At 68.8% G+C, this 25,421-nt stretch carries 24 protein-coding genes and 1 pseudogene; 17 read left to right on the top strand and 8 right to left on the bottom strand.

The features are described from left to right. Positions 1–172: 172 nt before the first annotated feature. Entirely contained in the window at positions 173–556 is a 384-nt protein-coding gene (locus OG266_RS38585) for a hypothetical protein (protein ID WP_371551441.1), read from the top strand. Positions 557–774: 218 nt separating this feature from the next. Here OG266_RS38585 and OG266_RS38580 read toward each other — a convergent pair whose 3' ends face one another. The 3 genes from OG266_RS38580 to OG266_RS38570 form a co-directional block, all read right to left on the bottom strand. Then, positions 775–954 carry a hypothetical protein gene (locus tag OG266_RS38580; RefSeq protein ID WP_371551439.1) on the bottom strand — a complete coding sequence of 60 codons (180 nt, stop codon included), beginning with the start codon at positions 952–954 and terminating at the stop codon, positions 775–777. An 11-nt stretch (positions 955–965) separates the two neighbouring features. Next, positions 966–1,091 carry a hypothetical protein gene (locus OG266_RS38575; protein WP_371551437.1) on the bottom strand — a complete coding sequence of 42 codons (126 nt, stop codon included), beginning with the start codon at positions 1,089–1,091 and terminating at the stop codon, positions 966–968. A gap of 83 nt (positions 1,092–1,174) precedes the next feature. Continuing rightward, positions 1,175–1,939: a site-specific DNA-methyltransferase gene (locus OG266_RS38570; protein WP_371551435.1), complete on the bottom strand. Its 765-nt coding sequence runs from the start codon at positions 1,937–1,939 to the stop codon at positions 1,175–1,177. A gap of 521 nt (positions 1,940–2,460) precedes the next feature. Here OG266_RS38570 and OG266_RS38565 point away from each other — a divergent pair. The 15 genes from OG266_RS38565 (at position 2,461) to OG266_RS38495 (ending at position 14,180) form a co-directional block, all read left to right on the top strand. Beyond that, entirely contained in the window at positions 2,461–3,576 is a 1,116-nt protein-coding gene (locus tag OG266_RS38565; RefSeq protein WP_371551433.1) for a C40 family peptidase, read from the top strand. Positions 3,577–3,787: 211 nt separating this feature from the next. Beyond that, on the top strand, positions 3,788–4,081 hold the full coding sequence (locus OG266_RS38560; protein WP_371551431.1) for a hypothetical protein: 294 nt from the start codon (positions 3,788–3,790) through the stop codon (positions 4,079–4,081). Between the two features lie 256 nt (positions 4,082–4,337). Further along, positions 4,338–4,646 (top strand): DUF6112 family protein, encoded by a 309-nt coding sequence (locus tag OG266_RS38555; RefSeq protein ID WP_033530972.1) that lies wholly within the window; start codon positions 4,338–4,340, stop codon positions 4,644–4,646. Beyond that, positions 4,646–5,332 (top strand): hypothetical protein, encoded by a 687-nt coding sequence (locus tag OG266_RS38550; RefSeq protein WP_371551428.1) that lies wholly within the window; start codon positions 4,646–4,648, stop codon positions 5,330–5,332. Before OG266_RS38555 ends, OG266_RS38550 begins: the two co-directional genes overlap by 1 nt. A 41-nt stretch (positions 5,333–5,373) precedes the next feature. Next, complete coding sequence (locus OG266_RS38545) at positions 5,374–6,738, top strand: ATP-binding protein (protein WP_371551426.1); 1,365 nt, start codon at positions 5,374–5,376, stop codon at positions 6,736–6,738. A gap of 87 nt (positions 6,739–6,825) precedes the next feature. Then, entirely contained in the window at positions 6,826–8,298 is a 1,473-nt protein-coding gene (locus tag OG266_RS38540) for an SCO6880 family protein (protein ID WP_371551424.1), read from the top strand. A gap of 56 nt (positions 8,299–8,354) precedes the next feature. After that, complete coding sequence (locus OG266_RS38535; RefSeq protein WP_371551422.1) at positions 8,355–8,825, top strand: DUF6238 family protein; 471 nt, start codon at positions 8,355–8,357, stop codon at positions 8,823–8,825. 23 nt (positions 8,826–8,848) lie between these two features. Next, positions 8,849–9,385 carry a hypothetical protein gene (locus OG266_RS38530; RefSeq protein ID WP_371551420.1) on the top strand — a complete coding sequence of 179 codons (537 nt, stop codon included), beginning with the start codon at positions 8,849–8,851 and terminating at the stop codon, positions 9,383–9,385. Between the two features lie 45 nt (positions 9,386–9,430). After that, entirely contained in the window at positions 9,431–10,945 is a 1,515-nt protein-coding gene (locus OG266_RS38525) for an ATP-binding protein (RefSeq protein ID WP_371551418.1), read from the top strand. A gap of 45 nt (positions 10,946–10,990) precedes the next feature. Then, positions 10,991–11,428 carry an HAD family hydrolase gene (locus OG266_RS38520; RefSeq protein ID WP_371551415.1) on the top strand — a complete coding sequence of 146 codons (438 nt, stop codon included), beginning with the start codon at positions 10,991–10,993 and terminating at the stop codon, positions 11,426–11,428. Then, complete coding sequence (locus tag OG266_RS38515) at positions 11,349–12,134, top strand: hypothetical protein (protein ID WP_371551413.1); 786 nt, start codon at positions 11,349–11,351, stop codon at positions 12,132–12,134. The genes OG266_RS38520 and OG266_RS38515 overlap by 80 nt, the downstream gene beginning before the upstream one ends. Before the next feature lie 23 nt (positions 12,135–12,157). Next, positions 12,158–12,703 (top strand): hypothetical protein, encoded by a 546-nt coding sequence (locus OG266_RS38510; RefSeq protein ID WP_371551411.1) that lies wholly within the window; start codon positions 12,158–12,160, stop codon positions 12,701–12,703. Positions 12,704–12,866: 163 nt separating this feature from the next. Continuing rightward, the gene (locus tag OG266_RS38505; protein WP_371551410.1) at positions 12,867–13,064 is read left to right on the top strand and encodes a hypothetical protein; all 198 of its coding nucleotides are present in this window, start codon (positions 12,867–12,869) and stop codon (positions 13,062–13,064) included. Positions 13,065–13,187: 123 nt separating this feature from the next. After that, positions 13,188–13,382 carry a hypothetical protein gene (locus tag OG266_RS38500; protein WP_371551408.1) on the top strand — a complete coding sequence of 65 codons (195 nt, stop codon included), beginning with the start codon at positions 13,188–13,190 and terminating at the stop codon, positions 13,380–13,382. Between the two features lie 45 nt (positions 13,383–13,427). Next, a complete protein-coding gene (locus OG266_RS38495) occupies positions 13,428–14,180 on the top strand; it encodes a TnsA-like heteromeric transposase endonuclease subunit (RefSeq protein WP_371551406.1) in 753 nt (250 codons plus the stop codon). Here OG266_RS38495 and OG266_RS38490 read toward each other — a convergent pair. The 5 genes and pseudogenes from OG266_RS38490 to OG266_RS38470 form a co-directional block, all read right to left on the bottom strand. Next, positions 14,161–18,204: a CHAT domain-containing protein gene (locus OG266_RS38490; protein ID WP_371551405.1), complete on the bottom strand. Its 4,044-nt coding sequence runs from the start codon at positions 18,202–18,204 to the stop codon at positions 14,161–14,163. The genes OG266_RS38495 and OG266_RS38490 overlap by 20 nt on opposite strands. Before the next feature lie 52 nt (positions 18,205–18,256). Beyond that, entirely contained in the window at positions 18,257–19,057 is an 801-nt protein-coding gene (locus OG266_RS38485) for a hypothetical protein (RefSeq protein ID WP_371551403.1), read from the bottom strand. Between the two features lie 324 nt (positions 19,058–19,381). Next, positions 19,382–19,603: pseudogene (locus OG266_RS38480) on the bottom strand (transposase family protein); the annotation flags it as partial. Positions 19,604–20,062: 459 nt separating this feature from the next. Continuing rightward, entirely contained in the window at positions 20,063–21,004 is a 942-nt protein-coding gene (locus OG266_RS38475; RefSeq protein ID WP_371551401.1) for a hypothetical protein, read from the bottom strand. Between the two features lie 3 nt (positions 21,005–21,007). Continuing rightward, positions 21,008–21,358: a hypothetical protein gene (locus OG266_RS38470; protein WP_371551399.1), complete on the bottom strand. Its 351-nt coding sequence runs from the start codon at positions 21,356–21,358 to the stop codon at positions 21,008–21,010. A gap of 291 nt (positions 21,359–21,649) precedes the next feature. On the opposite strand from OG266_RS38470, the gene OG266_RS38465 reads away from it, so the two are divergent. Next, positions 21,650–25,330, top strand: a complete 3,681-nt coding sequence (locus OG266_RS38465) for a CHAT domain-containing protein (protein WP_371551398.1) — start codon at positions 21,650–21,652, stop codon at positions 25,328–25,330. Positions 25,331–25,421 lie beyond the last annotated feature (91 nt).

Here is a 25,421-nt window from a genome sequence, read left to right as displayed (position 1 = left end):
TTCATGTCATAACGGTTCAATGACTATACGCTCCCGGGAGAACTACGTCAGCCTGGAGTATCGATCATGCGGGGAGAGTTGTCCCCGGCCGGAAATTCCTCCGGCACACAGTGCGCGAAAAGGTACGCGGGGGGCTATTCTGGCGTGGTTGCGGCCCATGAGGGGGATCGTCATGCCATCACCAGGCCCGAAGACGATAGCGATCGGTGGTGTCGTCGCAAGCACAGCGATCGGCATCGTGATCAACATGGTGACCAGCCGCTGGAGTTGGACGCTGGCCGGTGTGTTGGCTGTGCTCGTGACCGCCTCGGCCTGGATTGCGGTCCGAGCCCTCGGGAGTGGCGCGGCCAGCCGGACCCGGGTATTACAAGTGGCGACGCGCCGCGGTCGGATCACGTCCTCCGGCGTGACGGCGCGCGGCGAAGCATTCGTGAGCCAGAAAGCAAGGGCTCGAGGCGACATCGTACGTTCCCCGATTGCGGCGGACGGCGCAGATGTCTGCCAGCGTGCCACTGATAGGGGGAGAATCGAGGACGCGCCGGTCGATGGCGCCTGAGCTGAGTAGACCCACGGGTTCGAGGTGGCTCGCTCCGCTCACCGCTCGCACGGCTCCTGTCTGCCACCGGGTGTAAGCCGAGGCTGGAGAGGGCTTTGAGGGAGTCCGCCAGCAGCTCCTGCCGTGGGTGCTTTGTGTCCCTCTGGAACCTCTCCGTACCTATCCGAATGCACGCGGCCTCATTGGTAGCGGGCGTCGGCCAGGTACGCGCAGAGTATTCATCGCGCGATCTCGTACCAGCAGCAGCCGTGGACACCGCGATCGGCCGCGGACCCGAGCGGAGATCGCTGATGAACGCCTCCGCCAGCGTCCCACTGCCACGGATACAGCCACCATTCGCCGCGCACCAGCGCCAACCGCGGCTCGATGATCACCCACTCGTCGAGGAACGTGCCCACTGCTGGCAGACTCAGCTCTCCAACATCGCCCGGAACACCATCGATTCGGGATCCAGCGGCACCTCACCGTCCGCCAGCACCAACAACGCCGATCCCCGAGCCTCGATCATGCTCACCACACCCTCCGGATGATGCATGCAACGCAACATCGTTGCACCCAACCGTGCAAGCGGCATATCTCCTGATCGAGTGCTCCAGGCTCTCCCCGCTCACGTCTTCGCTAATCCTCCGGACCAGCGAGAACGAAGGCCTCGCGCCCTGCGGTCTGTTGCATCGCCTGCAACAGTCGCTGTTCTGCGATGTCGGCGTAGTGCTTGGTCTTCTCGACGCCGATGAAATCGCGGCCCTCCAGCAGGGCCGCGACCCCCGTCGAGCCCGAGCCGCAGGTGAAGTCGAGCACCGTGCCGCCCGGCGGGGAGATTTGCACCAGCTCACGCATGACGGAGACGGGCTTCTGCGTGATGTGCTGCCGGCTCTTGCCCGACGGCTGCGAGGCGCTGTACAGGCCGGGCAGGTAGACGGGATTGCGGGCAGCGTCGATCGGCCCGTTGCTGGCCCAGACGATGAACTCGCAATTCTGGGTGAAACGCCCCTTCTGGGGCCTGGACTGCGGCTTGTGCCAGGCGAGCACCCCGCGCCAGAGCCAGCCGGCGGCCTGGATGGCATCCGTGGTGGTCGGCAGCTGCCGCCAGTCGGTGAACAGGAGCGCCGTGCCACCGACCTTGGTGAGCCGGTGCGCCTCCGTCATGATCTGGGTCAGCCAGAAGCCGTAGCTCCGCTGATCCATGTTCTCGCCTGTGAAGTCTGGCAGCTCGTGCGCGGCATCGGCGGAGGTGTACTTCTGCTTCGCGCTGCGGGACGTGCGCTCCTTGGCCGTCCGACCGCCGGAGTTGTACGGCGGGTCGGTGATGACGGAGTCGACGCAGTCGTCCGGCAGTCCGGCGAGGACGCCGAGCGCGTCGCCCTGGTGCAGGGAAAAAGGCAAAGAGATACCCCAATTCGGGTCGGGTGAGATGAGGGAGAGGCGCTCCAGCCCGCCCGGATAACCCACGGGACCGAATGCGGGCAGGAAGGCACCACGGTCCGCGCAGCGGGAGGGGCGGGAGGAGGAGCCAAAACTGTAGGGCACGATCCCCGGTTGAGCGCTATCACCGCCGAAAACCCCGAACCAGAGCCTTGATCGGACACGATTTCGGCAACCGGGGATCCGCCCTTACTGTTTTGGAACTGCCCGGCGAACACCGCCGATGGCACATCCCCGCCCCTGCGCTCGTGGAGGTATCCCCATGTCCTGGCACACCTGACCCGACGCCCTGTGCCGCGAGCGGCAACTCGCGCACGTGCACCCGGGCCCCGATTTACCCACCACCCGGCCGTCGCGCCCTTTCCTCAACGACGCACGCGCCGCCGGGACTTCACCAAGGACCTCGTTGTGACATCGCCCTACCCACCCCTGCCCGCACACCGGTCCCCGGCCCGTGACCGCCTGCCGGGAGGCGTCCCCGATTGAAGGGCGCAGTCGCCGGCATCGGCGCCTTCGTCCTCGCCCCTCTCCTCCTCGCCGGCACGGCCATGCTGATGGCCACCAGCAGCGAGGCCGCCCAGACCACCTACTCGTCTTTCAGCTGCGTGGGCGATGTCGACACCGACGCCGTCGTTGAGCAGGTCACCAAGATCCTCAACGGTGCGTCCGCCAAGGACGTCCACGTCGAGGGCCTGTCCCTGCCCGAGGAGCAGATCCCCAACGCCCGCACGATCGTGGCCACCGGGATCAGCCTCCACGTGCCGAAGCAGGGCCAGATCATCGCGCTCGCCACCGCGATGCAGGAATCACGGCTGCGCAACCTCAGCTCCGGTGACCGCGATTCGCTGGGTCTGTTCCAGCAACGGCCGAGCCAGGGCTGGGGCACCGCTACGGAGATCCACAACCCCGTCTACGCGAGCGAGCAGTTCTACAAGGCGCTTCTCGCGGTGGACGGTTGGCAGCAGCTGACCGTCACCCAGGCCGCGCAGAAGGTCCAGCGCTCCGGCTACCCCGACGCCTACGCCGATTGGGAGGAGTTGGCGACCGCACTGCAGAAGGCGATCGCCGCCACGTTCCCCGACGCCGACCAGGACACCACGGAGACGAACACCACCACCAGTACCGCGTCCTGTGCGGCGACCGAGGACGGCTCCGGGTACGGCACCATCCCGGAAGGGTCGGTGCCGAAGGGCTACTCGATCCCGAAGGACGCCGATCCGAGGGCGCGCAAGGCGATCGTCTGGGCGATGGCGCAGCTCGGCACGATGTACCAGTGGGGCGGCACCTGCACCGCGCCGCACGGCCCCGACCCGATGGGCCGCTGCGACTGCAGCTCCCTGACCCAGCAGGCGTACGCGCACGCCGGCGTCCAGCTCACCCGCACCACGTATACGCAGATCAACGAGGGCAAGGCCGTGTCTCCCAAGGCACTCAAGCCCGGTGACCTGATCTTCTCCCGCGGCAGCGCCGCCCGCCCCGAACACGTCGGCATGTACATCGGCTCGGGACTCGCGATCGAGGCGCCCAGAACTGGAAATCCAGTTCGGATCACGCCGCTCGCGGACTGGGCCATCCTCGCTGCCCGCCGCGTCATCTGACCCCCGGTCGAGGCGCGGCAGCCCCCCGCGCACCACCCCTGACCGGGATACCCCCTGGGCCTCTTCCGCACTCCCCGCGAACGGCCCGGCAGGACAGCATCCTGCCCACTCCCCTTCCCCTGACACCACGGAGATCTACTTGATACCCCGCCACCGCGCCAAGCGTGCCCTCACGGCAGCCTCTCTGGGCCTGGCAGTCGCCGCTGGTGGCTTGGCCACCGCCAGCACGGCACAGGCAGCCGACACCGGCACTACCACGATCAGTTGCAGTGCGGTCAAGGTCCGCAAGGCCCCGTCGAAGACGTCCACGGTTGTGGGCATCGGCTACCGGAACGACAAGGTCGTCTACGACCAGTGGGCGTACAAGAAGGCCGAGAAGACCTGGTACACCCGCGGCACCGTCACCCGGAAGTCCGACGGCAAGAAGATTCGCGGCTACATGATCTACGACTGCGCGAACCCCTACAAGAGCAACCCCGCGCCGAAGCCGTCGATCCCGAAGTAAGGCTCCCCGGCAGCCGGTTCGAAGCCTGAGCCCAAGCAGCGTCGACAGCAGCACCGGCCCGGTCTGTGGCCTCGCCCCGGCCTCGGCACGAAGCCTGCGTGTCCTCGTGCGCACCACGCCGCCCCTTCGCGGGCGCCACCCCGGGCCAGTCGTTTCCCGCCTCGCTGTCGGCCCTCCATCTTGAGGCAGTCGCCTCGTCCCTCCCCTCTTTCTGTGATTCCCGCGCGCCGGGTTTCGGCGTGCCCAAGGAGCCTCATTGCATCTGCTCGAAACCGTGCAGTACCTGGCCTACGATCCCGGCATCACGCCCTCGGGCGGTGGCCTGCCCGGCCTCGCCGTGCTGAAGAACGTCGTCAACTCGATCAACCTGTTCGCGATCGTCGCCGTGGTCGGCGCGCTCGCCGTCTCCCTCGGCGTGTGGGCGTGGGGCCACCACACCGGTGGCCACCAGGCCGAGGCCAACGGGAAGAAGGGTGCGGTCGTCGCGGCGGGCGCCGCCCTCGGTCTCGGTGCAGCGAACGGGGTCGTGGCGTTCTTTTCCGCCCTGGGGTCGCAGGTCCACTGATGCCGAATCGATTCCCCTCTCTGTCTGGATACGGCCTCGGCTGGTCGACCCGCCAGCGCATCACGGTCATCGCGACCGGCTTGGCCGTCCTGCTGGCCCTCGCCGTCGTCGTCGCCCTGGTCACCGGCGGCACCACAGCCGGCGACAGCCAGGCTGCCGCTCCGTCCTCTGGGCCGAGCAGCAGTACCTCCGCGTCCGCCGGCCCGACGGCCTCTGCCGGGGCCGGTTCGGTGGCGAAGCCGCCGCCGGTGGCCGATCCGCTCACCTTCGCCCAGGCCGCCGCGGCGATGCTGTGGTCGTACGACACCCGCACCACCAGCCGTGACCAGCAGCTCGCCGGGATGAAGGCATGGCTGACGGCGGAGACGAAGTACGCCGACTGGTCTTCGATCGCCGCGCAAGTCCCGGATCCAGTGCTGTGGTCGCGGATGGCCGACCAGGACCAGTACGCCACCGCAGCCGTGCCCGAGGCTCACTACCCCTCGGCGTTCAAGCAGGCCCTGGCGGACGATCCGTCGGCGATCACGAAGGCGTACATCTACGCCGTCACCGTCACCGGCAAGCAGCAGATCGTCTGGAAGAAGGGCGGGGCCGGCGCCGAGGACCGCTCCATCACCCTCGCCGTGCAATGCCGCCCCAACACGAACTGCTCGCTGGTCTCCATCGCCCCGAACGTCGTGCCCTGACACGACCCCACGCCCACCTGAGAAAGGAGAGGTGACTCCCCTTGGGTTTCTGCGATCTCCCCCTCGCGGACAAACTCTGCGCCGTCGGCGACGCGGTCGACTTCGCCTCCGACCCCGGCGAGGCCATCGGCAACTGGATGGCCAAGAGCGCGGGCGAACTCGCCGCAGCCGCGGCCGACCTGGCCGCCGAGGCGGTCAACACCACCACCAAGGTCGATTTGAATGCCGGGTGGTTCCGCGACAACTACGAGATGATCCTGCCGATCGGCCTGGTCGTCCTCGTCGCCACGTTGTGCGCCCAGCTCGTGCGCGCCGCGATCCGCCGCAACGGCCAAGCGCTCGTCCAGGCATTCACCGGCACCGCCACCGGCGTGCTGTTCGCGTTCACCGCGATCGCCTTCACCACCGTCGCCATCGAAGTGGTCGACGCCCTGTCCGACGGACTGTTCAAAGCCGCCCATCTGGACATCGCCACGGCGGTGCGGCGCATCGTCAAGGTGGACCAGATCGCCTCCCTGTCCGGCCTGGGCTGGCTGGTCACGGTCTTCGTCGGCGTCGGCGCCGCGATCGGCGCCTTCCTCTACTGGTGCGTGATGATGGTCCGCAAGGTCGGCATCCTCGTTATGGTCACCCTCGCGGTTTTCGCTGGAGCCGGTGGAGGTTGGGAGGTCGCCCGGCGCTGGCGCAAGGGCTGGATCGAAGCCACCGCCACCCTCGTGGTCAGCAAATTGCTGATGACCGTGATCTTCGTCCTGGGGATCGCCGCGATGGGCAAGACCGAAGCGAAGGACGGCATCGCCGCCCTCGCCGACGTGATGGCCGGCATCGTCATCCTGGCGTTGGTGATGTTGTGCCCCTACGCCACGTTCAAGTTCGTTCACTGGGCCGCCTCCGAGGGCTCCGACGCCGAGACCCTGCACCGCTCGGGTGGAGCCGGCGCGCAGATGGCCCGTCAGCACGCTGAACGCGCCGGACGCAAGGCCGCCGCCGCGGTCGCCACCGCCGGAAGTGGCGGTGCCGCGGCCGGAGCGGGCGCCGCTCCCCAGGGCCCGGACTCCGTTCCTGACGGCTTCCCCGGAGACATTGCCGCCAACCCCACGCCGGAGACCGGTAAGGAAGGCGGCAGCTCAAGCACCGCGTCGTCCGGGGGCGAGGGGATCAAGAGCGGTCTGGAGAAGGCCGTGCAGCCTCCGCCGACCAGCCTCCGTGACGACACCAGCGGTCAGTTCGGCGGTGCACCCGTACAGGGTGGCGGTTCCGGATCGCCCTCCAGCGGCGGCGGCTTCATGTCGCAGCCCGGCGCAGGCACCTCGACACCACCGCCGCAGGGCGCACCGCCGGCACCGAACTCGGCCGGCACCTCCAGCGGAGCCGGGGCACCGCCGCCCCCGCCCACCGGTCTGTGACCTTGCCCGACTCCGGTGCGGCACGCGCTGCGCATTCCTCGCCGCGTGCCGCCCCGGCCACCGCCCCGCGCACCATCGGAACGGCCCTTGTCTGATCTCACCGTCACACCGCTCACCGTCAAATTCCCCCATCGGTCCAGGCGCGGCATCCTGCTCGGCCTCTCCCTGCCCCAACTCGTCCTCGTGTCCTGTGCGTTGGCACTTTTGCTGGTCACGGTGGTATCCACCGGGCTGCTCGGCGCCATCGCCCTGACGCCGCTGTGGGCCGCGGTCGCCGTCCTGGTCGTCGTCCGCCGGCACGGCCGCTCGCTGATCGGCTGGGCTCCGATCGTCCTGCGCTTCGCGCGGCGGCGGCGCACCGGTCAGACTCTGTGGCTCGCACGACCCGTCACCCGTCCCCGCCAGGACGGCATCCTGCACCTGCCCGGCACCGCCGCCTCGTTGCGCGTCGTCACGCCCGGCGATTCCGCAAATCAGGCCGCCGCCGTGCACGACCCGCACGGCCAGATCCTGACTGCCGTCGCCCGCGTCTCCAGCAGGGCCTTCGCGCTCCTCGATCCGGCGAGTCAGAACCACAACGTCAGCAGCTGGGGGCGGGCCCTGGCGGGCATCGCCCGCACCGGACACGTCGCCACCGTGCAGGTTCTGGAGCGCACCGTCCCCGACAGCGGCGACACCCTCGCCCGCCACTGGAGTCAGCAAGGCCACCCCGAAACCCCGGTCGCCTCACAGGTCTACAGCGAACTGGTCACCTCCGCCGGCCCGGCCGCCGCCCCGCACGAGGCGTACCTGGCGATCTCCCTCGACCTCAAGGCCGCCAAGCGCCTCATCAGCCAGGCTGGCGGAGGACTGCCCGGCTCCTTCACCGTGATGGAACAGACCACCGCGGCCATCGCCCAGTCCGCGCGCAGCGCCGGACTGATGGTGACCGGCTGGCTCAGTGCCCGCGAGATCGCCGCCGTCATCCGCACCGCCTACGACCCTAAGGCGCTGTCCGCGCTGCAGCAGTGGTCGGACTCCGGCCGGGCCGAAGCCGACCCGGCAGCCGCCGGGCCCGTGGTCCAGGTCGAGGAGTACGACCGGCTCGCCACCGACTCCGCCCGGCACGCCACCTACTGGGTCGAAAACTGGCCCCGCACCGAAACCTCGGCGGGCTTCTTGCACGGCCTCATGTTCACCGCCGGGGTCCGGCGCGCCCTGTCCCTTATCTACGTGCCGCAGGGGCTCGAGTCCGCGATGCGCGACGTGCAGCGCAAGAAGGCGGCGATCATCGCCGACGCCAGCGAGCGCTCTCGCCGCGGGCAGGTCGACTCCGAAGTCGACTCCGTCGAATACGCCGACGTCAAGGTCCGCGAGCGGCAGTTGATCGCCGGGCACGCCGATGTGGCGCTGACCGGACTGCTCACCGTGTCTGCCGAGACCGACGCGGCGCTCGATGCCGCGTGCGCGCAGATCGAGACCGCCGCCGTCACCGCACAGGTCGACCTGCGGCGCTTGATCTTCCAGCAGTCCGCTGCCTTCACGCTCGGCGCCCTACCGCTCGCCCGCACGGCCCTGTAACCCCGCCCGACCCCAGCCGACGTCCTGCCTCCGCGGCAGGAAGGAACTCTGCCCCTTTGACCTCTGCCCTTCCCGTCGGCGACGCGTACCCGTACCTGCGGGCCGCCAGCGCCGGTATCCGCCACCACACCCACACCCTCGCCCCACGCACCCAGCACACCGTCTCGCCTGCGGACCGCGTGCACCTCGACGTGCTGCACGCGCATCTGACCGCGCTGCACCAGCTGCTCGACCAGCTCGCCGAGACCACCCGGCCGCCGCATCCCGCCGCCGGACGGCACCTCGCCACCGCGCACACCCGACTGTTCCAGGCCGCCGCCGCCGTGCACGACGCCTTCCACCTCCTGCCCGTCGCCGACGAGACCCCGGCGGACATGGAATGCCACCCCGAGCGGCTGCCCGAGGGACCACCCGTCCTGACCATCTGCCAGCGCCACCTCGCCGCGGGTCACGTCGTGCGCCGCAAGACCACACCGAACGACCTCAACACCCCGCTGCACGGCCACACCACCACCTGCAGCCAGTAACCCCCACCACCGAAAGGCCCTGAATGCGCGCCCTGAAGCGCTCCACCTCCGCCGCCGTCGCCCTCGCCGCGCTCGTCGGCACCGCCATGGCCACCGCCGCCCCGGCATCCGCCGCCAGCTACCACTGCAAGACCAGCAGCCACTCGGTCGACGACCCGAGCTATACCGGACCCGACTCCGACAACTGGGACCTCGACGTGACGCTCTGCGCCATGCGGTCCGGCGGCTACATCTACACCACTGCCACCGTGTACTGGGACGGCCCGTACACGGCCAGGAACCGCAGCACCCTGACCTTCAACAAGGCCAAGTTCCAGCTCCAGACCAAGCGGAGCGTCAGCGGCACGGACCCGGTCGTGAAGACGGCTGCCTACACCGGCCTGGAGTACGCGCTCGAACACAGCAGCAACAACGGCAACGGCTCTTACTCGACCGGAACCCTCAAGTACAAGGCGGGCTCCGGCCGCTACCTCGCCGACGGCTACATCCAGCTGGACTGGAGCGGTGACGGCAAGAGCTACCGCAGCCCGATTCTGATCACCGCTTCGCCGGTCGTCTGACCCCGTACCGCGTCCAGACCGCCGTCACGTGAAAGCCGCCCCGTTATGAGCCACCGGCCCGCGCGCCGTGCCCGCCGCGCCAGCGCCAGCCCCCTGTTCACCCCGCACCACGCCGACCGCGCCTCCCGCAGAGCCGCCCGCCGGCAGCTCGCCGAGGCCGCCGCGAAGGCTCGCGCCGAAGCAGCCGCCCACACCAGCGGCGTCGGCGTAGAGGAACAGGAGATGCCGGCGCCCCTCTTCCCGCCCGCCGGGCGACCCGGCCCCGCGTCTTCCCGCAACAACAGGCTCAGGCTGCCCGCCCATCGCATGACCACCGCCACCGCGAGCGGGGCGTACCCTTTTCTCGCCGAAGGCGGCCTCGGTGCCGAGGGCATCTACATCGGCCGCGACGTACACGCCGAAGCAAGCTTCTGCTTCGACCCGTTCGCGCTGTACGGCAAGGTCGAGGGGTTCACCAACCCCAACGTGCTGCTTGCCGGGGTGATCGGTCAGGGCAAGTCGGCTCTGGCGAAGAGTTTCGCGCTGCGGTCGATCGCCTTCGGGTACCGGGTCTACGTCCCGTGTGACCCGAAGGGGGAATGGACGCCCGTGGCGCAGGCGTTGGGTGGTACCTCCATCGCGCTCGGGCCGGGCCTGCCCGGAAAGCTGAACCCGCTGGACGCGGCGCCGCGGCCCACCGGCGTCTCCGAGGCCGACTGGGCGGGCGAGATCCGCAAGCGCCGCCTGCTGCTGCTCGGCTCGCTGGCCCGCACCGTACTCGGGCGGGACCTGCTGCCGATGGAGCACACCGGCCTCGACGTCGCCCTGGACGCCGTCGTCACCCGCGCCGCCGCCACCGGTCGCACCCCGCTGCTCGGCGACATCGCCGCCACCCTCAACAATCCCGACGAACTCGACGTGGCCGGCGGCATCATGTCAGGCCGCCTCGGCGACGCCTCCCGCGACCTGGCCCACGCCATGCGCAGGCTGGTCCACGGCGACCTGGCCGGGATGTTCGACGCCCCGAGCACGGTGGCCTTCGATCCCAACTCGCCGATGCTCACCATCGACCTGTCCCGCCTGGGCGGATCCGGCGACGACACCGCCCTCGTCCTCGCCATGACCTGCGCGTCCGCGTGGATGGAATCCGCACTGTCCGACCCGCATGGCGGCCGGCGCTGGATCGTCTACGACGAAGCCTGGCGCCTGATGCGCCACCCCGGCCTCCTGCAGCGCATGCAGTCCCAGTGGAAACTGAGCCGCGGCCTCGGCATCGCCAACCTCATGGTCATCCACCGGCTGTCCGACCTACTCACCGCCGGCGACGCCGGATCGCGTGGTCGGGCCCTGGCCGAAGGGCTGCTCGCCGACTGCTCCACCCGCATCATCTACCGGCAGGAGACCGACCAACTCCCAGCCGCAGCAGCTCTGTTGGGCCTGACCTCGGTGGAGACCGACGCGATCTCCCACCTCAACCGAGGCCGAGGCTTGTGGAAAGTCGCGGGGCGCAGCTTCATCGTGCAGCACCTCCTGCACCCCTACGAACTGGCGCTCTTCGACACCGACGCCCGCTTGCGCTGAAAGCCCCCGCACGCCCCTGTGATCTACCGGAGCCACCACCGCACCATGTCCATCCATATTGTCTGGGACTGGAACGGCACCCTCAAAGACGACCGGGCAGACCTGCTCGACGCCGTGAACCACACGCTCAAAGGGCTGCGGGCCGCTCCCATCGACCTCGCGACCTACCAGGCACGACATGTCCTGCCCGTTCGCCGCTTCTACACCCGGCTGGTCAACCGGCCGCTCACCGACAGCGAATGGGCCAGGGCCCAACGGGATTTCGCCGACTTCATGCGCGACCGGCCACCGCGACGCGCTCCTGAAGAAGACCCCTACCCCGCCCGGCCCGCAGCCCGGACCCGGAACACCACGGCGCTGACCGCCCATGGCCCAACCATCCGCCGCAGCACCTCAGGAACCGATGCCCACGCCCCGCACGACCTTCTTGTCCGCCTTCGCTGCCGCGCTCGCCGAACGCCTGCCCGGCACCTGGACGAGTGAGTACCACCGCCACCCCACGTACAAAGACCAGTTCCCCACCGTCGAACGGCTCTGGGACGTCGGCCACGTCGACTACATCGTCAGCCAGTACGTCCTGGGCCATGACGCCGTCCTGAACGGCCCCGACGGAGAGCAGCTCTACGTCACCGACCGGCCCCTGTACCGCCACCAGTTCGTGGTGGCGGCGCTGGAGCCCGAGGGTTTCAAGCCCCACCAGATCTCCCGCGTACGCGAGCCGAACGGCATCGCCGTCCCCAACGATCCGGTCCGCGCCGCCGCGGCAGTCACCCGACGCGTGCTGCCCCGCTACCGAGCGGCCCTGGACGCGGTCCGCGACAACGCCTTCGGCCAGCCCGAGCCGCCGCACCGCCAGCCCGCGCCCGAGGTCGCCCAGACCCTCACGCTGGTCTGGTACCCGGACGGCGTGGTGGGAGCACCGTACGACTCGGTTCCCGAAGAGGCGCGCATGACGCTGTTCGGCTGCAACTTCCAGTACAAGCCTCACGAGTTCGCCTTCGTGTTGCCGGCCTCCTACAGCGCCAAGGAGCGGGCCCTGCTGGTCCAGCTGGCCGCCCAGCGGCTGATGGCCGAGGGCATCGGGGTCAACTTCCGCCGCGCCGCTCCCCTCCCGCCTCCCCCTGCGGCAGCCGCGAGCAAGGTCCTGCCGACGGTCTCCTCCGCCGCGAAATCCACCTCCCGGCGGTAGAACCTGCTCCCCGCTTCAAGGAGTTGCCACTGTACGAGTCCGTTCCCGACCAGCGGATGCTGCTGCACGACGTGGCCGACCGGCTCAACACCGTCGCCGACCACCTTCCGCTCCCCGACCAGATCCACCCGGATCCGGCGCTGAGCGAGATCCTGGACGACGAAGTCCGCTACCTGGCCCGCCTGCTGGGCTTCCTGGCCGGCGAGAGCGCCTTCCGCCACCGGGCCGCCGCCCGCTACCCGGCCCGGACCACGGCCACGGTGCGCCGCACGACCCTCGCGCTCGCCGGCGCCGCCGAACCCACCGGGCTCGCGCTCGCCGCCCTCGGTGCCGCCATTCACCACCTCGGCCAGCTCGCCGACCTCACCCACCAGGCCCCTAGTCCCGCCCGTGCCCGAGCAACCGCTGCCGCACACGAGAGACTCGTGGACTGCATGGCCGCTGTCCGTACGCACCTCGCCTGCGCCGCGAAGCACCTGCGCGCCGCCGCCGACACCCGCAGGGCACCGGCCGCAACCTCCATGCCCTCCACGCCGTCGGCCGCCACAACCCCAACCCGTTCCCGCTGATCCCCTCCCCCGGAGCACCACCATCCCCTCGCACACCCCCGCCCGCCGCGCCGCCCTGCTGCTCACCACGCTCGCGACCGTCACGCTCACCGCGTCCGCCTGTAAGACCTCCGACACCGGCAGCCACGACGCCGCGGCGAAGGCCACCCGCACCGCCTCCCCCATGCTGGCCGCCGTACCGGCGCTGACGAAGAAGGAGGCCCTCGCCGAGATCACCCACTACTCGAAGATCAACAACGAGGCCAACGCCGACAACGACCGCACGCTCCTCGACAGCATCGAGGACGGCCCGCTGTACGCCATGTCCGTCGCGGACTACCAGGAGTGTAGGTTCGCATTTCGCGTGTCCCTTTCCCGTTAGCGATGGCCTTTGTCCGGCCCAAAGGACAGCGCGGTGAGACGAACTTTCGTCTGATCGTTCACTCGTCGTAGTGCGTTCTCGGTCTCGTTCTATGCAGCGGTCCTCTTCGGCTTGATCGTGGAGATGTCGCAGCTGGTCGAGACCAGGGAGCTGTGCTCCCCGGTCCTTGCTGCCCGGGGGTGGGGTATGTCGCGTGTGGTCAGCGAAATCTCGATGAGTTTCCGTCGTACGGACGGGGAGATCGACGAGGACCTGGAATGGTCGGCCACGGGTGTCGACGTCTTCGCACCCTCGATGCCGTGGCGTACGTTCCGTTGACGGTACGGGCAGAAGCATTACTCGGGCACGTATTGGTCTTCCACCATGCGGGCCCACGTCGTCTACGAGTCGCGGCTTGAGCTGACACGGCTGCTCTACGCCGACTTCGACCACGACGTGACGGCGATCTTCGCCCAGCCCTTTCTTCTCTCGGCCGCCGTGGACGGGCACTGGCGGCGCCATGTCCCGGACTTCCTGATGCTGCGGGAGAAGGACGTGCCGCTGGTCGTGGACGTCAAGCCACGGCATCTGCTCACCAGGCCGAAGGTGAACTTCGCACTCGGCTGGGCACGCGAGGTCGTCCTGTCGCGCGGCTGGGACTTCGAGGTGTGGTCCGAGCCGCCGGAAACGGAGCTGGCGAACCTGCGCTTCCTCGCGGGCTATCGCCGTGAAGGTTGCGCGGGGCGTCCTGGATCCCTCCACGAGCATCGAAGTGACCGACGCCTCCGGCCAGGATCGCACCATCTTGGTGGAGTCGAACTGGAAGGTGTGCAGCCAGGATCCCCAGGTGGGAGCCGAACTGACGGGGCAACCAGTGTCTTTGACTGCTGTGAAGTTCGAGGAGTCCTGTCCGTAGCGACGACGCGCGAGGACCACACTTGTCGGCGTAACTCACGGTGGCCACGCGGAGAGTCGGTGACACTCAGCCTGAGATTCGTCCGGCAGTCCCCCCGTGTCGACGGTCATGCAATTGGCTCTGGCCGCGATTCCATGAACGGTCTTCAGAGACGTTGGGAGGCCGGCGCGGGAAGCGCCGCCGGATCTCGGAGCCGGGGTGCTAGGGGGCGTCGCCGATGACTTCCTTGACGACCTCGGGGTGGCGGCCATCCCACCCGCACAGGGCGCGAGCTAGCCGTCCGGCGGAGCCAGAGCTGCCGAGAACGGCGGCCAGCAGGTGCTCGACGGCGACGACGCGATGCCGCGCGATCCGTGCGATGTCTTCCGCCGCCCGGAGAAGCTCCCGCACCTTGAGCCCGGCCTTGGCCGGCCCGGTGGCGCCTGGGCTCCTGCCGCCACCGGGCCGGACGCGAGCCGGTACCGCTGCGCTGAGGAGGACATAGGAGTACGCCGTCGCCAGCACCGCGTTGCGCCGCCAAGGCGGAAGCTCGTCCTGGAAGCCGTAGAGTCCGAGTTCCACGAGCACGTCGCGTACCGTGGTCACCGTCCGTCCGGCCAGGGACGCTCGTGAGTCCGCATCGGCGAGCAGGGCCACCAGGCTTGCGCCAAGATCCGGCTCATGGAGCGCCTTGAGCGGCCTGGGGGTGGGCACGTCCGCGAACACTCCCATGGCGATGTGACCCGCCCAGTGCACCGGACTGCTGCGCGGAGTCTCCTCACCGTCCCACGGAAGGTGACGGGTGGCCCGCCATCGGGCCAGTTCCTCCAGTTGCACGGTGCGGAGCCCGTTGGCGAGGGGCTGCCCGTCCACCAGCAGACGTACGAGTCTCCGGTCAAGGACGTCTTCTCCACCGTGCTCTTCGACTTGGTCGATGATGGGGTAGCTGGTGACGATCAGCCGTTCGGCCCCGGCCCACAGCATCGCCGGTCCCAGCACCAGCCACTCGCCGTCCGCAGCGTTGCTGAGGTCGGCGGTGTCGCACGCTAGCAGCAGGACCTGGTGGGGCATCGGGAAGCGCGTGGGCTCGCCGATGAGCGCCGCGGCGGTGAGCAGTTCGAGTGGTTGTTCCTCGGTCGCGTCCGGGTGCCGAACTTTCGGCCGAAGCCGCAGTCCCCTGCCTGCCGCAGAGGTGTCCGCCATGTCGGTGTGGCATGCGAAGACGGCGCTGGTCTCGGGGTCCAGGGCACGTAGACGCGCGGCGAAGTCCTCGACGTTCACGTCGTCGTCCGGCCCGATGATCTCCACACCACGGGGCAACTGGTCCAGCAGTGCGCGGGCGGTGTCCAGCGGACCGGTGTCGGCGGCGTCATCGGTGACGGTGTGCGGGAGATCGCAGCCGGGGTCGACGACCGCAAGGCCCAGCGGGGCGGGGCTACGGACCGTACGGGGACGGGCTGCGACCGCGGCGAGAAGCCCTGCCGGGGGGACGATCGCCGGAAGGCAGCGATCGATGAGCCGCAGGTCACCTGCGGACCGCGCGGGTACGCGCAGGCATGCCCAGGGCACGAGGGCGAGCTCTGCTGCGGGCGCGATGGCCAGCGGCACTGGCTCGGCAGCGTCCAACAACGCGGAGGCGAGCGGGCCGGGCAGCAGCTTCGCGAGGCGGCCCGTGAGGTCTGCTTCGGCTGTCGGCGGCCCCGCCAGGAGCGGACTGTCCAGGACGCGCTCCTCGAACTGCTCATCCTCCTCCCCGGGGTGCCGGACGGGCAGGGCGTTGCGCAGGTCGGCCAGGGCGGTCCGCAGGGCGCTGCCGGGCCCGAAGGGTAGGACGCCGCCGGACACCGTGCCGGTGGGTGGGACGAGGGACCAGAACAGCTCGGTCCTGGTGGACCAGGTGCTCCACCACCAGGTTCCCTCGCCGAGGACGATGGAGGCCAGGTCCTCAAGCGCGTAGGTGGGCGGTTGCTCGTCCGGTCGGTACCAGTGGCTCTCCTCCAGCCGGGAGACGCCACGAACGCGGATGAACGGGGCGACGGCCTGCGAGGCGTCGAAGGCGTTGCCGTCCCTGTCCGGCCCCAGTTGCAGGCGCGCGGACTCGATAAGCTCGGCGAGGCTCTGCCAGTCCCGCTGCGCGATTGCCTCGCGCATGGCCTGTTCGATGGTGCGTCCGAACAGGCGCCACAAGTGGTGGCGGTCCTCGCTGTCGGTCAGCTGGTGGCGGGTCGCGTTCAGCATCGCCAGCGCCTCGATGCGGCTGCGTATGGCGGTGGGCCGGTACTGCGCGGTGTCCGCCAACCGGTCGGCGAGGGTTATCAGGGTGTTGGCGGCCTCGACCGGCCGGTCCATGCGCATCAGGTATCCGGGAGCGCCCTCATCGGCCTGCATCCTGGTCACGGTGTCGCTATCGGGGCGGCCCTCCCACAGCTTGGTGAGGTCTCCGCAGATGATGCAGCGGAGGTTCTCCAGTGCCAGTGGCCGCACCCTGCCGATCAGCCCGAAGAACCCAGCTCCCTTCAGGTACGGTTCGGGGCCGCTGATCCTGGCGCCCAGGCCGGCCAGCAGAAAAGAGAGTTCGCGTGAGGTGGGCAAGGCGCTTTCGGCGGCGAGCCTCATCAGCGTCACGGTGTGCAGCAGGTTAGCGCGGCGGATGCGGCGGGGGACGCATCTGGCGATGCCATCGGTGAGACTCGGGGTGCCACCCTCGGTGTACAGAGTGAGGCGGACACGGGCGACGAGGGCTTCGCCATAGAGGACTGTGGGAGTGCCATCATCAATGATTTCGCTGATCGGACTCAGCGCCCGGAGCGCGGCTTCGCCGTTGGACAGGTCGAGTTCGGCGAGGCAGGTGACCAGGGCGCGGGTGTGCAGCGGGGTGTCCGGCAAGGCGTGGATGGCGCGCTTGGCTTCGCCCGGGCGGCCCGACTGCAGAAGGGCCCAGCCGCGCAGGGCGGTGAGTGTGAGGTCGGAGTCGGCGGCGTCCAGATACGCCAGGGCGGCGGCCGGGCGGCCAAGACGCAGCAGGCGGCGGGCCTTGAGGTGCCTGCGGCCCTGGCGAGTGAGAGCCGCGCCCGGTCCGGGGCCCGCCACGGGGACGGCGGCGTTGGGCGGCCTGTCAGCCCAGGCGCTCCCGGCACGTGCGGCCAGGCCCCCGGCCCAGGCGGGCAGCAGCAGCCAGGCCGGTCCCACGGCCCCTGTAAGGGCGACGACGGTGGCGAGCAGTGCCCAGACGGTCCAGCGGCGGGCGGCGAAGACTGCGGTCACGACATATAGCGGCCAGGCCCGGCCCCCCTCGACGGCTGCCACGACCCCCGAAGGGACGGCGGCGAGCAGCACGACGATCCCCAGCCGTATGCAGCGCCGACGCACCGCGTACGCCTCCAGCTGGGACAGCAGCCGGGAGACGTGCCTGCTCACTCCAGCCTCGGGCGTGCCCTCGATCCACAAGAAGCGGGCCGTCAGGAGCAGTCCCGCGCAGGAGACCGCGTCCAGGAGGAGGGCGAGTGCGGTGGTCACCGCGGCCGACGCCCATAGCCCGAGCGCGCCCGCGGCCACCGTGAGACACCCCAGCCAGGGCAGAGCGGCGGGCGGTTGGACAGGCGAGACCTCGTCGACGACCAGGGGGCGTGGTTCCCGGGCATCCCGAGTGGAGACCAGGGCCGCGAACGCGACCGGCCAGGCCCAGCCGCTGCCGCCGCCTGCCGCGATGGCGAAGAGCACGGCGGCGGCAGCCACGCGCAGTGCCAGATGGGTGACGCAGGCTGCCCGGTGCAACGCCTGGGCGCGCGGGGTCTCCCCGTGCTTGACCTCCTCCTCACCCGGCAGGGCTTCTCGTTGCCCGCCGTCGGGCGCCTCCTGCAACGTCAGGTGGTGGTTGACGATCTGTGCGGAGTTCTCCAAGGTGCCCAGGCCGAAGACCTCGGCCATGACGTCGATGGCCGTCAGCCCCGCACGGCGGCTGGTCGCCGCCAGGGCGACAGCCACGTGCCCGACTCCAACGGTCTCGAAGCCGTACATGCGTGCCACTGTGGTGGCGACCTCTAGGACATGGGCGAGTTCGTTCGGTGTGAAGAACCCGCCGGGCACGCTCAGGCCCTGCACCTCCTCGTCGGTGAGCGTTATCCGGACGCGGACCCACTCGCTGGTAGCGATGAGTTCGAGCGCCGTGATGACGCGGTCGCGGTCCGGCGTGCGCACGGGCATGCGATCGATGACGCTCAGCAGATGCCGGGCGTGCTCATCGAGGGGCGGGGCGGTGGTGACCACAGGACTTCCGGGGAATGGGTAACTGCAGGTATGGATCCGGGTGGGACGTCGCTCAAGAGGCGGTGACGCTCTCCTCCATGGGCGCGTCCTGCTCAAAGTCTTCCCAGGTGGCGGGAGTCAACTGCCACGGCTGACGCGCCGTTTCCGCACCGCCGCCACTGCCGCGGACCCTGAGTCGGGGTTTCCTGGCGACGGTCTTGCATAGCCTGGCCGCACGGAACAACGGGGTCACCCCACCGCGCGGGGCGAGCACGCTGGCTTCCAGTCCGGAGCCAACGGACAGGCCCGTGCTCGCCGAGGCCCCGCCAAGCACGTCGGTGACGGGCAGTCCGTCCGAGGTGACCCGCAAGCTCACCCGGGCGTTGGCCTCGTTCGCGACCAGGATGAGCGCGGGGCCGGTGCGCACTACCTCGGTCATGACCCAATACTCGCGGCGCCACTGCCCGGACTGGCGCAGTTCTGCCAGGGGCCTCTCCAGAGCAGGCAGGTCGTCGATCGACTCCACCGTGCATTCCACCGCGCGGAAATAGGTCGCGTTGGCGCTCTTGAAGGAGACGGTGAGTGTCGCGAGAGCGGCGCGGCTGCCGCTGAGGGGAGTGACTGCCTCGGCCTGACCGGACAGGGAGCAGTCGACCCCGCCGGTCGATGCGTAACTGTAGTCCACGGGCGTGCCGCGCCTCGTTGTCGTGAACGCCACACCCAGGTTGGCCAAAGAGGTCATCCGGTTGAACCGGCGGCCACGGAGAACCCCCACGTCTCCCAGTGCGCATGGTCCATTGGGCATCCAGGTGGCGAAGTACCCCCATTTGTCGAAGAGTTCACGGGTGTACTGCTCGTGAGCGGCTTGTGGCATTGCGTCCCCCGGTCATGTCCGCTGGAGTGGCGTACGACGGCCACTCGGCGATCCGTTTGCAGGCTATGCGGTGAGTTCGGTGGGGATGGCGGGATGGCTGGTTTCTCAGTCGATCGGGTGAAGGCGGGCCTTGGCCAGGCGTTCACGGTCCATGTGTCGCCAGCTTGATGGGTGCCAACGGCCGAGGTCATCCTGGAGCACTTCCACCAGGTCCACCGCCGTGTCCCGTCCCAGCCACGCCCCGCTGTAGTCGACAGCGTGCGCCTGTCGACGTCGCCACTGGCAGCGAGACCAAAGCCATCGCCTGGGACCGCATCGCCGCCCTCCCGGGAGTGTGGGCGAGATCCACAGCAGCCGTCCGGCCGGATCGGTTACCACCTGCACGTTCACTCCGTGCCGACGGCGCTTGTGGGAGTAGTCAGCGCGGCTGTCGTCGACCTGGTCGCATTCCGCGAGGGTGCCGTCCAGCAAGGACGTAGTCGGGATCGGCCTCGCGCAGGGCACGCCGCAGCCGGGCGCGCGGTCAGCGAGCAGATCGACGACGGCTGTAGGCCACAACAAGGGACAAGATCGTGAGGCAAGCCGCAGTTGGCCCCAACTGAGACACGTCCACTCCTTGCAGGTCAGCCGTGTCCCAAAGGACAGGGGAAATGCGAACCTACAGGCGGCTTGTAGGCTCGCATTTCCGGTGTCCTTTTCTCATTGATGGTGGCCTTTTTCTGGCCCAAGGGACAGGACAGTGAGACGGACTCCAGTCTGATCATTCGCCCGTAGTAGTGCTCATCCCGTTCTCGATCTATGCAGCGGTGTTCTCCGGCATGATCGTGGAGACGTCTCAGCTGAGCGAGGCCGGGGTCTACACTCCTCGTTCTTGCTGCTCGGGGGTGAGCCATGTCGTATGCGGTCGGCGAGGTCTCGATGAGTCTTCGTCGCACGGACGGGGAGATCGACGAGGACCGGCCATGGCTGACAACGGGTGCCTACTGAATGCCGGTGGCGCCGGCACTACCCCGCAGAGGGCGGGGGCGGTGGTGGAGTGGGCCTCAGGTGATCGGTGAGATCGGCGCCGGTGTCAGGGGTGAGATGTCCACCCGGAGGCAGACCGAGGCGTTCGGCGAGGTCTCGGGCGTGGAGGTGAGTGGCGGCTCCCAGCAGCAGCGCGTAGGAGTCGGTTGCGCTGCGGATACGGGCCCGACCAGTGAGGGCGAGGACTGTAGCGATGAGAGCAGCGGGCCACCACCACACCGTAAGGATGATGTAAAGCAGCGCCCATGCAGTCATGGTGGTGGCTCGGGTAAGGGCTTGACGGGCGGCGGCGATCTCTGTGCGAGTGGTGTCGGGCAAGATCAGCCACAGATAGGGCCAGATTACAGCCAGGTCGAGGTGGTGTTCGCGCTCTAGCCGGACGGCCACCGCATGAATTCGGTCCCCGCTCCAAGTGGGTCGGGCAGGCCACTCATGGGCGATACGGGTCATCGCATCCTGGGCGGCGTGTCGTTCAACCGGCTCAGCCCGCCGACCGCGGGCGCGGACGCTGGCGGCTTCATCGCGAAGCCGATCCCAGTTGGTGTAGGCGGTAGTCCAGCGTTGCTGCCGATAGGTGACGCGCCACCGGGTGAGCCGCTTCAACGGGGATGGCCACGCATTCCAGTCGGCGGCCAAGCAGAGCCGCTCAGTCAGGGAACCGAGGGCCTGGGCGACCAGGCCAACACCGGCGGCACCGACCAGCACAGAGGCCAGGAGGACCACTTGGCCGCCGACGGTGGCGGCGGGACTGTGGGTCCACGCGGTGACCTGGTCGGTGAGGCGGGAGATGCTGAAGGGATGGCCCTGGCCGAGGGTGTGAGCCACGACTGCGACGGCCAGGTAAAGGACACCGGGCAGGACGAGCAGGGACAGCCAGCGCTCGGCGAGCTTCTTGCCGAGCTCAGACAGCAGGGCACTCATCCTCTACAGCCGATCCCGGCGCAGGGCTTCGCCGCTGATCTCGCACCGCGGCACCGGGCCGGGGGTTCCGGGCCACCAGTAGCGCACACACCGATCCGCCGGGCACAGGTACACGGTCTCGCCGGGCCGCGCGCGGTCGATCCCCAGCGGGGAGATGCCGCGGACGCACCCGTATAGCCCTCGGGCGTCTTCATTAGCAGCCTGCAAGATGGCATGCAGCCCGTCGAGCGGACCCGCCACATCCCCGTCGGCGCGTGCCGCAGCCAGCAACTCTTCCAGGGACGTGTCGTCCCCGCTCACCCTGCTGCGCAGATCGCTGCGGATCTCCTCGATGTGGGTGCAGACGTAAGCCAAGGCAGCCCTGTGTACCGCTGCCTCATCAGACTCATCAGACTCATCAGCCACCGAGCCCACTCCCCTCGCAATTGTCGCTGCCCCGACGGCCCAAACCGCCATACAGATTCGCCAAGACTCAAATAAGATCCATCCAATTTCAAACATGACCTCATCTCGGGGAATATCTGGCTCATCCTGTCGTTCTCTGTCACTCGCCGGGCGGCCGCGTAGAGATCGGCCGCCCACTCGCGACCGACACGTTGGAATTAGACCTATGCCAGTTGTGCTGTCATGAGGTAAATACCCTATATGGCGGATGAACCATCATTTCCAGGCGCGAGCAATCCGAACGAGGCTCGGGTGCGGGAGGAACGGCTGGCCGTGGTGCTGGCCCGGCTGCAGCGGATCAGCGGCACCGGCGATCTCGCCCTAGCGGTGGACCCGCAGGCGCTCGCCGAGGCGCAAAGCTTGCGCGACCTTCTTCGTGAAGGTGACTTTGAGGCATTGAACGCGCTCGGCTGGCTGCACTGGTTCCGTTTTCAGGCGCTGCCCGACGACGAAGACCGGGCAACCGTCGGCACTTTGATTGAGATGTTCACGCCTTGTTTCGTAGCCGGTGTTGGCGAGCTGCCTGAACCGCTTGTCCCCATACTCGCTGACGGCACTGCCGTGCATGCCACCCGTGTGCTCCAGAAGGCGCTCGTCTCCACCGACCCGGCCCTAGCCTCTGACGCCGCCTACCTATGGCAGCGCATCTTGCAAGCCACCCCCGCCAGAAACCGCGACTGGGCATGGCGTCTGTTCTTCGACCTCGGGCTCGCGCTGCGGACCCGATTCGAACAGGCCGGGGACCAAGAGGGCCTGAACCAAGCCATCAACGCTTTCCAAACTGCCGTGCACGGCACCCGCGCTGGCCACCCCGACCAGGCATGGCGCCTGTACAACCTCTCGCTCGTGCTACAGACCCGATTCGAACGCACCGGGGATCAGGCTGACCTGAGCCGGGCCATCGACGCTCTCCAAACTGCGGTGAATGCCACCCGCGCCGACCACCCCTACCAGGCATGGCGCCTGTCCGACCTCGGGCTCGCGCTGCGGACCCGATTCGAACGGACCGGGGACCAGGCGGACCTGAACCGGGCTATCGACGCTCTCCAAACTGCGGTGGATACCGTCCCCGCCGACCACCCCCACCAGGCGACGATGCTCTCCAACCTCGGGGGGGTGCTAGGCACCCGGTTTAGGCGAGCCGGAAGCCAGGCGGACCTGAACCGGGCTATCGACGCTCTCCAAACTGCGGTGGATACCGTCCCCGCCGACCACCCCCACCAGGCGACGATGCTCTCGAACCTCGGAGTCGTACTGCGGGCCAGGTTTGAACGCACCGGTGATCAGAGGGACTTGGACCGAGCCATCGCCATCGGACGGGACGCGGTGAACGCCGCCCCCGCCGACCATCCCGACCGGGCAGGGCCCCTTTCCAGCCTCGGGCTTGCGCTGCAGGTTCAATTCGAACGCACGGGGGACCAAGAGGATCTGAACCAGGCCATCGACGCTCTCCAGACAGCGGTGGATACCGTCCCCGCCGACCACCCCGACAAGGAGACAATGTTCACCAACCTCGGGGGCGCGCTGCGGGCCCGGTACGAACGCACCGGGGACCAGACTGACCTGAACCAGGCCATCTACGCCCTCCAACTTGCGGTGGATACCGTCCCCGCCGACCACCCCGCCAAGGCGAGGAACCTGACCAACCTCGGGAACGCACTACGAACCCGGTACGAACGGACCAGGAACCAAAAGGACCTGAACCAAGCCATCACCACCGGCCAGGACGCGGTGAATGCCACCCCCGCCGACCACCCCGACAAGGTGATAATGCTCTCCAACCTCGGGGGCGCGCTGCGGGCCCGGTACGAACGCACCGGGGACCAGACTGACCTGAACCAGGCCATCTACACTGTCCAAACAGCGGTGAATGCCACCCCCGCCGACCACCCCGACCAAGCAAGGAACCTGACCAACCTCGGGCTTTTGCTGCAGGACCGGTTCGAACGCACGGGGGACCAAGAGGACCTGAACCAAGCCATCACCACCGGTCAGGACGCGGTGAATGCCACCCCCGCCGACCACCCCGGCAAGGCGATAGTGCTCTCCCACCTCGGGGGCGCGCTGCGGACCCGGTATAGGTGCACCGGAAACCGAACGGACCTGGACCAAGCCGTATCCGCCTTGTCCAGGGCGTCGGAGGTGGTTTCAGCGGTGCCTTCAGTCCGTATCCGGGCAGCCTGGACGGTGGCTCAGCTGGTCGCGGGAACTGACGCGGGGCGAGCGGCGGATGCGGCGGAGGCCGCGGTGCGATTGCTGCCCGAGGTGACCTCTCGCCAGCTGAAACGAGGCGATCAGCAGTATGCGCTCGGTCAGTACACCGGCCTGGCCGGGGAGGCCGCCGCGCTGGCCCTCACCAATCCCAACGGGATGGGTGAGGGGCGTGCAACTCGGGCGCTGCGGCTGCTGGAGGCCGGCAGGGCGGTCTTGCTCAGTCAGGCGCTGGACACCCGTAGCGATCTCACTGACCTGAACCAGCAACATCCCGATCTGGCCGCGCGGTTCGTCCGGCTGCGCGACCGGCTTGATCAGCCCGCAGACACCTTCACCCCCGTCGACAGGAGCGAGGACGTAGACAACCTCACGCGGCGACAGGCAGGCATCGTGCATGAACGGCACCAGCTGGCCCACGACTTTGCCCAGACCCTAGCGGAGATCCGCGCGCTGGACGGATTCGCCTCCTTCGCCCTTCCGCCCACCGCTGAGGAACTCTTGGCCGAGGCGGGACCGGGCCCGGTGGTGGCATTCAACGTCAGCCGCTACCGCAGTGACGCCCTGCTACTCACCAGAGACGGCATCACCCACTGTGAGCTTCCCCAGCTCACAGTGGACGCCGTGACCGACACCATTGCCGCCTTCCACCGGGCTCTGGAAACCGCGACATCGAGCGAGGACAAGACTCGGCGGCGGGACGCCCAAGCCACGCTATCCCGCGTCCTGGAATGGCTCTGGGACACGGCGGCCGGACCCGTCCTGGACGCCTTGGGCTACTACAGCCAACCCTCGAGAGAGGCCGACTGGCCCCGGGTCTGGTGGGCGCCGGGCGGGCTATTGGGACTGCTCCCGCTGCATGCAGCCGGATACCACACCGACCCTGTCGACGATCCAGGGCGGCGTACCCTTGCGGACCGCGTCGTCTCCTCGTACACCCCCACCGTGCGTGCCCTCCGCTACGCCCGGCGGCACCCGCCCGCGCCGAGTGCGCCCGCTCGGGCGCTGATTGTCGCGATGCCCACCACACCCGACCTTCCCAACGACGGCCTGCTGGTCCACGTCAGAGCAGAAGCCGCGATGCTGTGCAGCCGCCTGCCCAATCCCGTGCTCCTCCGTGAGCCCACCCCGAGCGACGACGAGCCCTCCGCCGCCTCCCCTTCCCTGCCTACTAGGGACAACGTCCTCGCCCACCTGCCCGCCTGTCCGATCGCGCACTTCGCCTGTCACGGGGCCAGCAATCCCGACGACCCGTCGAGGAGCATGCTGCTGCTCCACGACCACGTCAGCCAACCGCTCACCGTCGCCAGTCTTGCCCCGGTCCGTCTCGATCAGGTCCAGTTGGCCTATCTCTCGGCCTGCCGTACTGCGGCTCTCGACACCGCCGAACTCATTGACGAGGCCATCCATCTGACCTCCGCCTTCCAGCTCGCCGGATTCCCTCACGTCATCGGCACCCTGTGGGAGATTGACGACCGGATCGCCGTCACCGTCGCCGATGCCTTCTACTCCCATCTACGCACCCCCGCCGGAACCATCGACACCAGTCGGGCGGCCTGGGCTCTGCACCAGGCCGTGCGGAGCGTACGAGACGGCGACGATCTGCCCGGCCGTCTCGACCGGACCCGGATCCCTTTCCTGTGGGCGGCCTACCTCCACGCCGGCGCCTAATGCGAGCTACGGGACCGGGAAATGCTCGGTTCCGTGGCCGCCAGCGGGTGGGCACTTTCGACGCCGGAGCCATCGAGTTCTGAGGTCAGAC

Source organism: Streptomyces sp. NBC_00554, assembly GCF_041431135.1.
Taxonomy (GTDB): domain Bacteria; phylum Actinomycetota; class Actinomycetes; order Streptomycetales; family Streptomycetaceae; genus Streptomyces.
Note: the sequence above shows the minus strand (reverse complement) of the source record. Positions and strands in the feature narration are given on the sequence as shown.

Coding starts and splice junctions, on each gene's coding strand:
- OG266_RS38585 (WP_371551441.1), top strand. CDS start 173: ATGCCATCACCAGGCCCGAAGACGATAGCGATCGGTGGTGTCGTCGCA.
- OG266_RS38575 (WP_371551437.1), bottom strand. CDS start 1,091: ATGCATCATCCGGAGGGTGTGGTGAGCATGATCGAGGCTCGGGGATCG.
- OG266_RS38550 (WP_371551428.1), top strand. CDS start 4,646: ATGCCGAATCGATTCCCCTCTCTGTCTGGATACGGCCTCGGCTGGTCG.
- OG266_RS38530 (WP_371551420.1), top strand. CDS start 8,849: ATGCGCGCCCTGAAGCGCTCCACCTCCGCCGCCGTCGCCCTCGCCGCG.
- OG266_RS38525 (WP_371551418.1), top strand. CDS start 9,431: ATGAGCCACCGGCCCGCGCGCCGTGCCCGCCGCGCCAGCGCCAGCCCC.
- OG266_RS38520 (WP_371551415.1), top strand. CDS start 10,991: ATGTCCATCCATATTGTCTGGGACTGGAACGGCACCCTCAAAGACGAC.
- OG266_RS38515 (WP_371551413.1), top strand. CDS start 11,349: ATGCCCACGCCCCGCACGACCTTCTTGTCCGCCTTCGCTGCCGCGCTC.
- OG266_RS38505 (WP_371551410.1), top strand. CDS start 12,867: ATGCTGGCCGCCGTACCGGCGCTGACGAAGAAGGAGGCCCTCGCCGAG.
- OG266_RS38500 (WP_371551408.1), top strand. CDS start 13,188: ATGTCGCAGCTGGTCGAGACCAGGGAGCTGTGCTCCCCGGTCCTTGCT.
- OG266_RS38495 (WP_371551406.1), top strand. CDS start 13,428: ATGCGGGCCCACGTCGTCTACGAGTCGCGGCTTGAGCTGACACGGCTG.
- OG266_RS38485 (WP_371551403.1), bottom strand. CDS start 19,057: ATGCCACAAGCCGCTCACGAGCAGTACACCCGTGAACTCTTCGACAAA.
- OG266_RS38475 (WP_371551401.1), bottom strand. CDS start 21,004: ATGAGTGCCCTGCTGTCTGAGCTCGGCAAGAAGCTCGCCGAGCGCTGG.
- OG266_RS38465 (WP_371551398.1), top strand. CDS start 21,650: ATGGCGGATGAACCATCATTTCCAGGCGCGAGCAATCCGAACGAGGCT.